The sequence below is a fragment of the Streptomyces malaysiense genome, from assembly GCF_000980885.2.
In the GTDB taxonomy this organism is placed as follows: Bacteria; Actinomycetota; Actinomycetes; order Streptomycetales; family Streptomycetaceae; genus Streptomyces; species Streptomyces malaysiense.
Genome location: NZ_LBDA02000052.1, coordinates 39,493 through 53,040, shown reverse-complemented (window position 1 = coordinate 53,040; position 13,548 = coordinate 39,493). Strand labels below are relative to the sequence as shown.

Annotated in this window: 9 protein-coding genes; 5 read left to right on the top strand and 4 right to left on the bottom strand. The window is 69.8% G+C overall.

Features of this window, described 5'->3' with window-relative positions:
• Positions 1 to 12 precede the first annotated feature (12 nt).
• The gene (locus tag VT52_RS21580) at positions 13 to 1,359 is read left to right on the top strand and encodes an amino acid permease (RefSeq protein WP_420856296.1); all 1,347 of its coding nucleotides are present in this window, start codon (positions 13 to 15) and stop codon (positions 1,357 to 1,359) included.
• A gap of 47 nt (positions 1,360 to 1,406) precedes the next feature.
• Positions 1,407 to 2,618 carry an arginine deiminase gene (locus VT52_RS21575; RefSeq protein ID WP_071387558.1) on the top strand — a complete coding sequence of 404 codons (1,212 nt, stop codon included), beginning with the start codon at positions 1,407 to 1,409 and terminating at the stop codon, positions 2,616 to 2,618.
• A gap of 573 nt (positions 2,619 to 3,191) precedes the next feature.
• Here VT52_RS21575 and VT52_RS21570 read toward each other — a convergent pair.
• Positions 3,192 to 3,836, bottom strand: coding sequence for a class I SAM-dependent DNA methyltransferase (locus tag VT52_RS21570; RefSeq protein ID WP_071387557.1), 645 nt, complete (start codon positions 3,834 to 3,836; stop codon positions 3,192 to 3,194).
• A gap of 353 nt (positions 3,837 to 4,189) precedes the next feature.
• Between VT52_RS21570 and VT52_RS21565 the strand changes: the two genes are divergently transcribed.
• Complete coding sequence (locus tag VT52_RS21565; protein ID WP_071387556.1) at positions 4,190 to 5,053, top strand: LLM class flavin-dependent oxidoreductase; 864 nt, start codon at positions 4,190 to 4,192, stop codon at positions 5,051 to 5,053.
• Positions 5,054 to 5,342: 289 nt separating this feature from the next.
• On the opposite strand, the gene VT52_RS21560 is transcribed toward VT52_RS21565, so the two are convergent.
• Positions 5,343 to 9,893, bottom strand: a complete 4,551-nt coding sequence (locus tag VT52_RS21560; protein ID WP_107481397.1) for an aKG-HExxH-type peptide beta-hydroxylase — start codon at positions 9,891 to 9,893, stop codon at positions 5,343 to 5,345.
• Between the two features lie 107 nt (positions 9,894 to 10,000).
• Positions 10,001 to 10,486, bottom strand: coding sequence for a hypothetical protein (locus VT52_RS21555; RefSeq protein ID WP_071387554.1), 486 nt, complete (start codon positions 10,484 to 10,486; stop codon positions 10,001 to 10,003).
• 602 nt (positions 10,487 to 11,088) lie between these two features.
• Between VT52_RS21555 and VT52_RS35885 the strand changes: the two genes are divergently transcribed.
• Both VT52_RS35885 and VT52_RS21535 read left to right on the top strand, forming a co-directional pair.
• A protein-coding gene (locus VT52_RS35885; RefSeq protein ID WP_240509845.1) for an IS5 family transposase occupies positions 11,089 to 11,927 on the top strand; the annotation gives its coding sequence in 2 pieces (ribosomal slippage) (positions 11,089 to 11,433 and positions 11,436 to 11,927; 837 coding nt in all).
• Between the two features lie 379 nt (positions 11,928 to 12,306).
• Positions 12,307 to 12,771: an RICIN domain-containing protein gene (locus tag VT52_RS21535; RefSeq protein WP_071387552.1), complete on the top strand. Its 465-nt coding sequence runs from the start codon at positions 12,307 to 12,309 to the stop codon at positions 12,769 to 12,771.
• 153 nt (positions 12,772 to 12,924) lie between these two features.
• On the opposite strand, the gene VT52_RS21530 is transcribed toward VT52_RS21535, so the two are convergent.
• Entirely contained in the window at positions 12,925 to 13,302 is a 378-nt protein-coding gene (locus VT52_RS21530) for a hypothetical protein (RefSeq protein WP_071387551.1), read from the bottom strand.
• Between the last annotated feature and the right edge of the window lie 246 nt (positions 13,303 to 13,548).

The window sequence follows — 13,548 nt, the reverse complement described above, 5'->3', positions numbered from 1 at the left end:
GCCACCGCGCTCATCGTGGGTAGCATCATCGGCACCGGGGTCTTCGCTCTTCCCTCCGCTCTCGCGCCCTATGGCCCCATTTCGCTGGTGGCGTTCGCCGTGGTGACCGTCGGGGCGATCGCGCTGGCCCTGACCTTCGGGCGGCTCGCCAAGCGGGTCCCCGGCGGCGGCGGCCCCTACGTCTACGCTCGCGAGGCGTTCGGCGAGTTCGCCGGATTCCTCAACGCCTGGTCGTACTGGATCACCGCCTGGGCGGGCAACGCCGCCATCGCGGTCGCCTGGGTCGGCTACGTCGAGGTCTTCGTCAACACCGGCCACGCCAAGTGGGGCTCCGCGGCCGTCGCGCTGGCCGGGCTGTGGATTCCGGCCGCCGTCAACCTCGCGGGCCTGCGCAGCATGGGCGTGTTCCAGATCGTTACCACGGTGCTCAAGTTCGCTCCCCTGATCCTCATGGCCACCGTCGGACTCGCCTTCCTCAATGCCCGCAACCTCGGCCATTTCAACGCTACTTCGGGCTCGCCGCTCAGCGCGATCTCGGCCTCCGGCGCCATCGCCCTGTTCAGTTACATCGGCCTGGAGACCGCCTCGGTGGCCGCGGGACGGGTTCGTGATCCAGGCCGCAACGTGCCCCGGGCCACCGTCTACGGCACTCTGGCCTGCGCCGCCGTCTACCTGCTGGGCACCCTCGCGGTCTTCGGCGCCGTGCCGCACAGCCAACTGCTCACCTCTACCGCGCCGTTCACCGACGCCGCCAACCACATCGTCGGCGGGACCTGGGCAGGCGACGCCATCGCCGTCGCCGCGATCGTCTCCGGCATCGGGGCGCTCGGCGGCTGGACCATGATCTGCGCCGAGATGCCCGATGCCGCCGCCCGTGACGGCTTGTTCCCCAAGGCGTTCGCCCGCAGGCACCGTGACGTACCGGTCTTCGGCATCCTGGCCGCCACGATCCTCGCCTCGCTGATCACCGTGGCCGCCTACAGCAGCTTCGACAACGTCTTCACCGCGATCGTCCTGCTGAGCGTGCTGACCGCGGCTATCCCCTACCTCTTCTCCGCCGCCGCCCAGCTGTACTGGCTGATCACGCACCGCCGTGCCGTGCCGCGCGGTCGGCTGGTGCGCGACATCGTGATCAGCGCGGCGGCGATGGCCTTCTCCTACTGGTCGATCCAGGGCAGCGGCTACCAGACCGTCTACTACGGGCTGTTCGCCGTCCTGCTCGGCATCCCCGTCTACATCGCCCTCAAGCGCTCACGCGGCGAGTACGGGGAGAACGCTGCTTGCGGCGACGGGGGCGCCGCCTCCGCCCACCCGGCGCACGACGGTGTCCGCCACCTGCCTCCGCGTACCGCGGCCTGAGTCCTCTGACATCCCTCGTCCCCTTTCACACCACCAGGAGCAGAACCATGACCGGGATCAACGTCGCCTCGGAGGTCGGGACACTGCGGCGGGCCGTGCTGCACCGCCCTGGGCTGGAGCTGTCCCGCCTTACCCCGCGCAACGTCGACAGCCTGCTCTTCGACGACGTGCTGTGGGCTGAGCGGGCCCGTGCCGAACACGACGCGTTTGCCCAGGTGTTGCGCGACAACGGGGTACGCGTCCACTACTTCGCCGACCTGCTCGCGCAGACCCTCTCCATCGCGGAGGCCCGCAAGTGGGTGGTCGAGCGCGTGGTCAACGACGACACCGTGGGCCCGGCACTCGTGCTGCCGATCCGCGAACTGTGCTACGCCGCGACCCCGTCCGCCCTGGCCGAGCACCTCATCGGCGGCGTGCTCAAGCACGACCTGCACCCGGTCGGCGCGCACAGCCTGGCCTGGAACACCCTGGACGACGACGACTTCGCGCTCAGCCCGCTGCCCAACCACCTCTTCCAGCGCGACAATTCCTGCTGGATCGGCGACCGCGTCTCGATCAACCCGATGGCCAAGGCCGCCCGCCGTCGCGAAACCGTGCACAGCGCCGCCATCTACCGCTTCCACCCGATGTTCGCCGGCACCCGGCCGCTGCTCGACGGCACCGACGACCACGGCCCCGCTACCGTCGAGGGCGGCGACGTCCACGTCCTCGGCAACGGCGCCGTGATGATCGGCATGGGCGAGCGGACGGCACCACAGGCAGTGGAACAGCTGACCCGGGAACTGTTCGCGGAGGGTGCCTTCCGCCGGGTGATCGCCGTCGAACTCCCCGCCCGCCGAGCCTTCATGCACCTCGACACGGTACTGTCGATGGTCGACCGCGACGCTTTCGTGCTCTACCCGCAGCTGCCCGCGCTGCGTTCCTGGACCCTGACCCCAGCCGTCGGCGCCTGCGGCTTCGACGTCAGCGCCGACGACGACCTCGGCTCCTCGCTCGCCCGCGCCCTCGACCTGAACGCGGTCCGGCTGCTGACGGCACCGCTGGACGGCCGGTCGGCCGAGCGCGAACAGTGGGACGACGGCAACAACTTCCTCGCCCTCGCCCCCGGCTTGGTCGTCGGCTACGAACGCAACACCACGACCAACGCCTACCTCGCCGACCAGGGCGTCAAAGTCATCCCCATCGCCGGAAGCGAGCTGGGCCGAGGGCGCGGCGGCCCGCGCTGCATGACCTGCCCCGTCCAGCGCGACCCCGCGTGACCCGCCGGACCCCCACCAGGACCCGCGGCGTGCGCCCCGAACACCGGGACGCACGCCGCTCGCTGAGACAACAGCGTGTGCCGAGACGCACGCACGTCGTCCATGCGGCCCCGAGTGCCCAACGGCCCTAGCTGTGACCAGCACTTTCACAACAGGCCCTAGTCGCAACGACCCGACGCGAGGAAGAGCGATGGCAGGCGGAACGAAGGCCGTTCCCACGCTCACAGATGTCATGGCAATGACAACAAGAACCAGCCCGGCGATCACGACTCCCACGTACGGCGGACACCGGACACACGAATCGCACTGAAGACGCGAGGCATCGGCTCCCGACACGTCGACGGAGCCTGGTGGCCACGTTCCAACGACCTCGCGGAATGGGTCGACTGGTTCGACGACCAGCGCCTCCGCAGCGCGATCGGTGACATGCCGCCCACCGGGCACGAGACCAACCGCTACGCTCAACACCAGCCCCAACCGGCGGCTGGAGTCAACGCATAGAACCTCCACAGATCCCGGAGCGGTTCATTCGACGCCGGACGTCAAAGGTCAAGCTAGTGCCTGTTGCGGCACCTAGGACCGGCGGCGTGCGAAGAGGACCGCACCTGGAACGCTCTCGTCGGGGTCGATCAGCATTCGGGCCTCGACGGTGAACCCGGCATCGCCTAGCCAGGCCGCCACCTGGTCAGGCCGGCGGCGGTGAACGTGGACGTTCATCGGATGGCCGCCGTAGCCCTGCGTCTTCAGCCTCGACCCGTCGCCGACGTGAAAGCCGAGCAGCAGTGGCCCGCCGGGACGCAGCACGCGCCGGAAGTGGCCGAAGACCGTGGGGACTGCTTCGTCGGGGACGTGGATCAACGACCAGAACGCGAGCAGGCCGACGACGGAGGCGTCGGCGAGGTCGAGGTCGGTCATCGAGCCCACCTCGAACCGCAGGCGGGGGTGGTCACGCCGGGCCACGTCGACCATCCCGGGTGAAAGGTCGACGCCGAAGGCGTCCACACCCAGATCGTGCAGGTGAGCGGTGATGTGTCCAGGTCCGCAGCCCACGTCCGCCACCGGCCCGCCGCCGGCGGTGTGCACCAGGTCGGCGAACAGTGCCAGAGCCGCCCGAAGATACGGCGCCCCGGCCAGCGCCTCGCGTAGTTGGTCGGCATAGCTGACCGCGACCGTGTCGTAGGAGGTCCGGGTGTCTGCCAACCAGCGGTCCACGTTCATGGCCCGACAGAGTAGTGCGGCGACCGGGAAGACGAACCACGTCAATTGAGACCAACGACGAGTCGGGCCAGGCTGCTTGAGAAGCGCGGCCAGGACACTGGAGACGGGAGGGCACGCGATCGGGATTCGTCCAGCATTTCGACGACTCGCGCCCCTCGTCCGGCTGCTGTGCTGTGGTTTCGCTCTCCCGACGCGGACGTCACCGCAGTGGGGGGGCGGCCCTGCCGTCGGTCCGGCCTCGGGCCGCGATCCCAGTAGGGTGCGTGTAGTGCTGCGTCTTCGGGGTCCTCTCGGGAAGCCGCCTGGTTCCGAATCCGATTGATCCTTCGCGGCCGGTTACGCATCCTGCTGGGATGCGCTTCTCCATCAACATCCCCAACTTCGGTGACTTCGCCGACCCCCGTAACGTCGCGACTGTGGCGGCCGCCGCCGAACAGGCCGGCTGGGACGGGCTCTTCGTCTGGGACCACGTACTGCACCGACAACACCAGGGGCGCCCCTTCGGAGACCCCTGGATGCTGCTGACCGCGGCCGCGCTGGCGACCTCGCGGATCCGGCTGGGCACCCTGCTGACACCGGTCCCCCGTTATCGTCCGCAGCAACTTGCCCGCCAAGTGGCCACCCTGGACCAGCTCAGCGGCGGCCGGGTGATCTTCGCAGCCGGCCTGGGCGGGCCGGTCGAGGACGAGTACCGCAGTTTCGGCGACACCACCGAGCCGCGGCTCCTCGGCGAGCGGCTGGACGAGGGGCTGGAGCTGTTGAGGCGCTGGTGGTCCGGCGAGGCGGTGGACCACCATGGCCGGCACTACGAGGTCCGGGACGTGACGCTGCTGCCCGCAACCGTGCAACGGCCTGGTCCGCCAGTGTGGATCGGCGGATTCTGGCCGCGTCGCCCGCCGATGCGGCGGGCAGCACGGTGGGACGGGGCGGTACCGCTCTTCGAGACGGCCCGGCATGGGCATGTGCCCGATGTGGCGGAGGTCCGGGATCTTGCCGGTTATGTGCGCAAGTACCGTATGGGCGGGGCCGAGCGGCCTTTCGAGCTCGTGCTCGGCGGGGCCACGCCCTCGGATGCCGTGAAGGCGAAGGACGTGATCGGTCCGCTGCGTGACGCCGGCGCCACTTGGTGGGACGAGCGGCAGGTTCAGGCCGGCCCCGATCTGGACCGCTTGCCCCCGGTGATGCGCCGGATCGAGGCGGGGCCGCCGGTGATCTGATCAGCCTTTCGAGGGTGTGCCGGGTTTGTCGGTGGGATTCTCCGGTCGCTTGTCGGGCCGGCAGCCGGGGCCGTTCGCGCAGGGCGGCCAGGTCGCGGATCTGGGCAGCGGGCAGCTTCGGTGAGGCGTCGCAGTCGAACCCCTCCAGGGTGGTCGTGGGGAATCGTGACCACGCGGGTGGGGAATCGCGTGACGCCGATCATGCAGGTCGTGGGGAATCGCGTGACCGCCGACAGCCACCGGACCTCCAGCGGTCGGACGGACGTCACCGCCCGTCCGACCACCGCGACTACCGATCCGACGAACGTTCCCGGTCGGAGCGCCGGCCGAAGTCCATCACCGGCAGCAGTCGGTGATCCCTGTCGTCGCCGGTGCCGGCCCAGGCGGCCAGCGCCGCAGGGTCAGGAGCCGTGTTCGTCAGGGCGGCGACCCGGTCGTGAACCGCCCGGACCACTTCGGGACCGTGGCTCAGCGACCGCATCGCCGCCTCCTCGTCCGCTTCGTGGGCGGCACGCCTGCGTATCGTGACGAGGAGGCGGGCCCAAGGGTCCGCGGGCAGAGGGTGCTCCCGCTGCGTCCCCGGCTCACAGGCTGCTCGGCACAGCAGCATCGTGTGCTCGTTGAGGGAGGGGACGTCGGGGTCCGGGCACACCGCGACCGGGACACGGGGCTCCGAGGACCGCGGCCGCGGCTCACCGGACAACCACGCCTCGGCCAGTTCGGCCACCGCGGCCGGATCTGGCCGCAGATGGTGCAGTCGCCAGCGTACGCGGTGGGCCAGCACTGCCTCCTCGGCGAGTGCCGCCACGTTCTCGGGGAGCGGATCGGCTTCGGTCCAGCCGTTCGAGGCTTGAGTCATCATCGTCGCGAACAGCGTTCCGCTCGCGGTGAGCCGGGGGACCCTCAACAGCGTCGTGTGCGCGTCCGAAGCCTGTCGCCGCCAGTACGCCGACTGGAACTGGCTGCGCCGGAGGGTTTCCCCCTCCGTGTGCCGGCCCAGGCCGCGCCAGAAGTCGACGACGCCGAAGAACGCGAAGACACCGTGGAACAGACCGTGCAGCGAGCGCGGGTCGTCCCGCCATGGGGCGTAGTACAGCGCGCCGTCCCTCTGCTCGTCCTCTTCTTCTTCGAAGAGATCGACGGCGTCCAGGACGGAGTTCAGCAACATGTGCCGGTACTCGTGGACCAGGGTCGCGGCGAGCTCCACGGCGTCCGGAGGACTGCTGAGGACAATGCCGCCGAAGGCGTCGCTGCCCGAGATGGAGGTCATCACACCGCCGGGTTCGGCCGGGCGGGGCGTCAGCGTGGTGAGCGCGACGGCCATGGCTGTCGCCCGCCGGGTGCCGATGGCGGCCAGGAGCTTCTGGGCCTCACCGGTCAGCTGCTTCCAGCGGTCGCTCTCCGGGGGGCTCAAGCGGGACGGCGGCACCGGGCCGTCGGTCTCCCGGTAGGGGTCCATGTCGTCGAGGACGAGGTCGAAGGAGCGGAACCCGACAGAGGTGTGGACGTTCTCCACGGGGATCCAGCCGGACGATACCGACCCCTCCGGCCGCGGCAGCCGGACGGTGGTCCCACCGCACGTGATCTCGGCCCGGCCCGCCGAGGCCGTGATGTGCGCCGTGACGCTGTCGGTGGGACGCAGGTCGGCGGTGCCCAACGCGGGCAGAACGGCGAACCCGTCGCGGACCGGGACCGGGAGGGTGAAGTCCACCCCCGCCCGGATGGCGGCGGCCGCCGCGACGGCGTGCAGATGGGGCAGATCGTCCTCGGTGGGCCGGGGGCCCGGCGAGCCGCCCGGAGCCGGGCCGCGGTTGCGGAGCGTCTTGCTGAGCCAGCGGCCGACGGACGGGTGGAGCAGGACCGTGGTGACCGCCTCGGGGTCGGCGCGGTCCGCTCTCAGGAGAACCGCCCGTACTTGAGGAGGAAGGGGCAGCCGGCCCGGTTCACCGGATCCGAGCAGGTCAGCGTGGCTCAGGACGGCTCTGAGGGCGAGCAGCCGGGTGCCGCGTTGCCGGGTCCGCAGCTGCTCGACCAGGTCGGGGTGCTCCAGCCCGGTTGCCAGGGCCCGCAGGTCGGTGGTGCTCGGAAAGGCCGATCCGGACGGCCGCTCGGGCGGACGGTCGGCAGCGGGGCGGTAGGTATGGGACGGCGGGTTCTGCTTCGGGACCACCGGGCTCGGGGCGGGGCGGGCTCGTGAATACCCGCCGTCTCCCGGGTTGACGCCGCCCCGGCTCATACGGGGATGGATGAACCGATCCATGGACCGAGCCGAGTGCGCGGGCGGGTCCACGTCGTCGTGCTCGGTGGACAAGGCTGACGACAGCGTGACCGAAGCCGGGTCCGGGGCGGACGGAGGCGGGTTCCGATCGTCGTGTTCGTCGTCCATCACGGTCTCTCCCTCTGCTGACCGGGGTCGCGGGCCGGAAAGTACGTCGGCGAGGTTACGGGCGCTGACCAGGACGTCGGGATGGTCCTCCCCCAGCCGGCGCCGGCCTGCCTCGAGCGCCGCGCGGAAGTGTTCGGCGGCCAGATCGGGCCGCCCGAGGAGGTGCCAGACCGTTCCGAGTTCGTGCCGGGTGGCGATGACGTCCGGATGGTCGGCTCCCAGGCGGCGCTCGTTGGTCTTCCAGATGTCGGTGAACTCGTCCCTGGCCCGCTCCAGGAGCCGGCAGTCCGACTCCTGGTCCCGGAGAATCCGGGCGCGTTCGTGCCGGGCGAGAAGCAGGTGCGGGTGGTCGGGCGCCAGCACGCGCCCGTACTCCAGAACCACGTTCTCGGCAGTGGCCGCAGCTTGTGCCGCGTACCCCGCGTCCCTCAGGGCGCGGACCAGACTGACCTCCACGGCCAGGGCGTCCAGGTGGACTTCGGCAGCCGGCACGTCCGGATGGCCCTCCGAGACCAGTGCCCGGATCTGCCGGCGGACGTCCGTCAGTTCCGCTACGGCCTCCTCGTACCGGCCGCGTCTGTGGGCCAGCATGGCCAGGGCGTGGCGGATGCGCAGAATGCCCAGAGGCGCGGCCCGCGCATCCCGCCGGCGCATGTCGAGCGCGGTGAGCAGCTCTTCCTCGGCCTCCTGGTAGCGCCCCAGTTCCCGCAGCACGCGCCCCCGGCCGGTCCTGACCGACAGCAGACAGGGATGACCGGGCGGCAGTGCCTCCGATGCGGCCAGAGCCACCTCCTGGTAGAGCCGGTCCGCCTCCGTGAGATCTCCGTTGTCGCGTAGTGCCCAGGCCAGATGGAGCCGCGCGACGATGGTGGCTGGATGGGTGTCGCCCAGGAGCCGTGCCCTGAGCGAGCAGACGGCGTCGAGTTCGGCGATCGCCTCGCCGTACATTCCGACGATGTTGTGGTACTGAGCGACACCGACGGAGGGCTCGGTGGCCGCCGCGACCAGACTCGGGTCGATGTCCTCGCCGAGCCGGGACTCGCAGGAGAGAAACAGGACGCGGGCTGCGCCACAGTGCGGCGCGATCACCCGCCACACCGGCCAGTCCGCCGGATCGGCGAGCCGCAGCGGGCCGGTGACACCGAGCAGGAGGTCGGCGACGAGAGCGAGCATGTCCGTCGCCCGCGCGGTGAAATCGGGGTGGGCCCGGCCGGCGGCCCGGACCATCGGGTGGATGGTGACCTGCCTCCGCCTGCCCGCGCCCCGCGTACCTTCGCCCTCGCGGGTCCGCTCGATCGTGACGAGCCTCATGCCCGCCAGGCCGTTCAGCGCCTCCTCGAGTCGAGGGAGCCGTGGGTCCTCGAAGAGTGCGCTGCGGGCGAGAAGTTCCGGATCGAGGAGTTCCAGGTAAGGGAGAGGTGCTGGTCCGAATGCGCACAGCAGCCGCAGCAGCGGGCGCGCCAGGCCGATGCCCTGCCCGTGCAGATGGTCGAGGGAGAGTTCCCAAGTGCTCACCAGCGCGCGGCGGGTCCGCTCATGGGGCTCGAGGTCGCGGTCCGGGTCGGAGGCCATGTCGGCCAGTCGTGCGTCAAGGCTCGCGCGGTAGGCGGGAAAGGTATCCGGTACCGAAGGCGACGGCCAGGTGCTTTCGAGCGCGCGGGCCAGATAGGAGCCGGCGAGGTCGAGGGCGAGCGGCAGCCCTCCGAGGTGATCGGCCAGTGTCCGGGCCTCCTGGGCCGTTCCCGCCTGCGGCGCCACGTCCAGGAGCATCCGTGCGCCGTCCTCGCTCGACAAGAGCCCGACATCCGCCCCGCGCACCCAGGTTCCCCAGCGCTCTTCCCGTGACTCACGGCTGGTGACCAGCACCATTCCCCAGTGGTGGGCCGGTTCGCGCAGCCATCCGGTACCCCGGGCGGTGGGGGCGCCGCTGGACAGGACGGCGGGATCGTCGACGTTGTCCAGGACCAGCAGCCACGGTGTGGTGAGGGCGTCGAGGCGGTTCCACAGCACATCGGCCGGATGGGCCCTGCCGAAGTCGGACAACCGGGCTCCGGCCGCGAACGCCACCGCCCGCAGAGCAGAGATCAGTTCTCCGTCGTCCGCCCCTGACACCCACCACACCCGTGTCGACGCGTCCGCCAGTCGGTGCGCGGTCTCCAGGGCGATCGTGGTCTTCCCGCTCCCTCCCATGCCGGACAGGAGCCAGACCCCGGGCCGATCCCTGTCCCCGCCGGGTCCGGCCGCCGCGGCGGTCAGTTCGGCCACCAGTCCGTCCCGTCCCCGCAAGCGGTCCGCCGGAACCCTGCGCCGAGGCAGGGCGATCGACGCCATGGCCTCGGCGGAGGGCTGCCGTGTCCGGGTGTGACCGGCAGGGTCGTCGGCCGGGTCGGGTGCGGCGGCCCACCGGGGCGGCACGTCGGCCATCCGCACCCGCTGCCACGGTGCCTCTGGCATCGGCGCGGCGTGGAAGTGCTCGACGTGACCAACTGCGATCGAGTGCTGTCGCGCGGTGATCCGCGTGTTCTCGGCGTCCCCCGGCGCGAGGGTTGTCCCGGGCCCGGTCAGCTCTGGTCCGGGCTCGGCCGGGAAGGGTCCGAGGGAGAGGCCCCGATGTTCACGCTGCCCATCTTCAGCGCGGCGGCCGAGCCGCCCTCCGCCTTGATGTTCACGCGGCCGCGGACCGCCACGCCCTCGCCGGACGCGGACACATCGCCGGGCGCCGCTGTCGTCCGGGCTGCCTGCAGTTGCTCGACCAGGGCCGTGAGTGCCTGGGCGAAGTCGGGGTCGCGCTCGGCGGCGTCCTCCAGGGAGTCGGTCAGGCGGCGCCCGGTGCGCTCACTGAGCCCGTCCTGCCCGGCCTCGGCCTCCTGGGCGGCACGTTCAAGCGCGGGGTCGTTCCCGAGCTTGGCGCTGATCAGGTCGTGCAGCCGGTCCATGCCCGCGTCCAGGCCCCGGTCGACCTCCTGGTCGGCCCGTCGGCCGACGCGCTTGGCCTTGCGGACCATGTAGGCGAACATGTAGCCGACCGCGATCTCGATCCCCGTCATCCCGTACCCCCACCGATTCGTTTTTGACCCGGCATCAGACCGTACCGCCCGCTACCGCTCCCACGTCGGCGATCCGCCGGATCCGCCCGGCTCCCGGGCGCAGCGCGGGCGGCACCACGTACGACGCGGCCGGCCCACCCGTATGCCCGGCAGCATCCCGCAGGCGAGCACCTGAGCATGGGTCTCCCGGAACCGGGACACGTGACCCGCACAAGCCCGACCGATGAGCCTCGGTCCTCCTGCGCCTTGCCTTCCGAGGACATCTTCGGTTTATGATCATCAGCAAGGCGGGGTCGTAGCACAGAGGTAGTGCGCCGCGACATCATCTCGGAGGACGTCGGTTCGAATCCGACCGCCCCGCCCCTCTCAGGGCGACACCTGCCGAGTGCCCCCGTTCTCGTGGTCCTGACCGGCCGGTCGAACAATTCCGAGACCCGCGTCGGCGTCCACTTCGCCGACGTCGGCCTCATGGCCCTCCGCCCCGGCCGCGATGGCCTGGTCGTCCGTCGGGCCGACGACGAGGAGTGTGCGAAGGTCGTCCTGGACGCGACTTAGAACTCCTAACGAAATGATCTTCAAGGTGGTTGGATCACCCCGGACCGATGATCCGGAGGTGTGGGGTGGCTCGGCGGAAGCCGTGGGATGTCGATGACGAGCTGTGGGCGGTGATCGAGCCGTTGTTGCCCAAGGTGGAGCGTCGGGTTCGGCATCCAGGGCGCAAGCGGCATCCGGACCGGCTGGTGTTCCAGGGGATCCTGTTCTTGCTGAACACCGGGATCGCCTGGGAACACCTTCCGCAGGAACTCGGCTTCGGCTCCGGCATGACCTGCTGGCGGCGCCTGGCCGAATGGACCGAGGCGGGGGTGTGGCCACGGCTGCACGAGGTCCTCCTCGCCGAGCTCCGCGGCGCGAATGCCCTGGACTTCTCCCGTGCGGCTGTCGACGGCTCCCACATCCGCGCGTCAAAGGGGGCCCCAAGACGGGACGAAGCCCTGTCGACCGGGGCAGGGCGGGCAGCAAACACCACCTGATCACCGACGCGACCGGCATCCCACTCGCCGCTACTTTGACCGGCGGCAATCGCAACGACGTCACTCAGCTGATCCCGTTGCTCCAGGCCGTACCACCGGTGCGGGGCAAGCGCGGCCGGCCCCGGCGCCGCCCTGATGTGGTGCTGGCCGACCGGGGCTACGACCACGACAAGTACCGCCGCCTGCTCTGGGGCCTCGGCGTGAAGCCGCAGATCGCCCGCCGCGGCACCGAGCACGGCTCCGGCCTGGGCACCCAACGCTGGGTTGTCGAGCGAGCGTTCGCCCACCTGCACTGGTTCCGCCGCCTGCGCATCCGCTGGGAGATACGCGATGACATCCACGAAGCCTTCCTCAGCATCGCTTGCAGCATCCTCTGCTGGCGACGGCTGAAGAAGCTCCGGGCGCGTTAGATCCTGTTCCTGAACGTCGAATCGGCAGGTCAAGAGCCATCAGCCCAGAATGAGAGCTTTAGGTAAGCATTCGGGGAACGGTCACGGTGACCGTTCCCCGGACGCAACTGCTGTGGTTGGTATGGCGCGAGCGGCAGGGGCTACGCGTCGGTGGTCTGAACAGGCGCTCAGCTTCGATAGTGCAAGCACGTCAGTTACATGGCGCCCCGGAGCACGGCCCAATAGGCACTCTATATAGCGAATTAGTCCATAAAATACTGACTTTCACTCACCTTACGCTTACGATTCGATGCACTCAGTAGTCACCTGTCGGTGAAAGAAGGGACTGAACATGGGCTCTGCTCGTACTCGCCGTGCTGGACGACGTCTGGGGGGCTGCGTGGCCGCTGTCGTTGCCGCAGCCGTGTTCCCCACGGTGACCGCGAGTCCCGCCGCTGCGCAGGACTCCTTCAAGATCAAGGCCTTCGGCCGTTGCGTGGAGGTCAAGGACGGCAGTCGGCAGGACGGTGCCCCGATCCAGCTGTACCGTTGCCTCGACTGGGACAGTCAGCGCTTCACGTTCGAGGATGTCGGCAACGGCACCGTCAGGATCAAGACCTTCGCCGGCAAGTGTCTGGAGGTCCAGGACGGGTCTTTGCTGGACGGTGCTCCGATCGTGCAGGGCCCCTGCCACGACTGGCGCGTCGACCAGGAGTTCGCGATCGTGGACCTCGGTAACGGCGAGGTCGGCATTGAGAACGCAGGGACGCTCCTGTGGTGGACGGTTGAGGGTCGGGGCATCCCCGCTCCGATTGTGCAGGACCCACTCGATTTCCACCCGGGACGGTTCACGCTGGAGTACTGACCGGGCCCAGCACGCGCCCGGCTCCAAGCTCCTGTGGACTCCGATGCGGATTCCGCAGGAGCTGGTGCCCGCCCCGTGCTGACCGCTGCCGTCAGGCAGCGGCCGACGACCGGATGTTGATCAGCCTGCCGGGGATGCCGTACGCGTCGGCAATCAACCGATGGCTCTTGACTTGCCGATTCGAGGTTCAGGAACAGGCTTTTCGTTGTCCTGGGCAGCACTGAAGCCTCGATCTTGGATCACCGGGAAGACTTGCTGTGTGGTGGTGATCCAGGCGTCGATGTCGGCATGGGACGACCTGATGGCGCCGATCAGTGCCTCGATCACGTCCAGCTTCGGCGTGCCGACGTTCCGGCTGAGCTCGTCCATCGACACCTCTTGGTACGACATGACCAGCTGCCACCAGAACCGCATAAGGAAGCGGCATTCCTGCGGGTCACGGTCGTCTGCGAGGCGATCATGAATGACCCTCTGGACGTGCCGCCGCTGCTCATCGTCACGAAAGCCGTTGTTGAGGTCAGTCAGAGTCACGTCCGGACAGTAGCAACCGTTCGTTCACGTCCCCTGAGTTAGCTCTCAAGTCCGCGTAGAGCATTCCGTTAGGGGTTCTTAGGGCGGCCTGCCGTCCCGGCCACGAAGATCGTAGTGGTCGGCCGCGGTCCGGCGCCCGGTCCACCACGCGTGGCCGGTGTAGGCGCCGGGCCTGGGAGGTCTGGTCGGATACGCGATTCGCCGTGTACATGTCGATGTGTTGGTGGCCGTGCCGAGAGCGCCGGC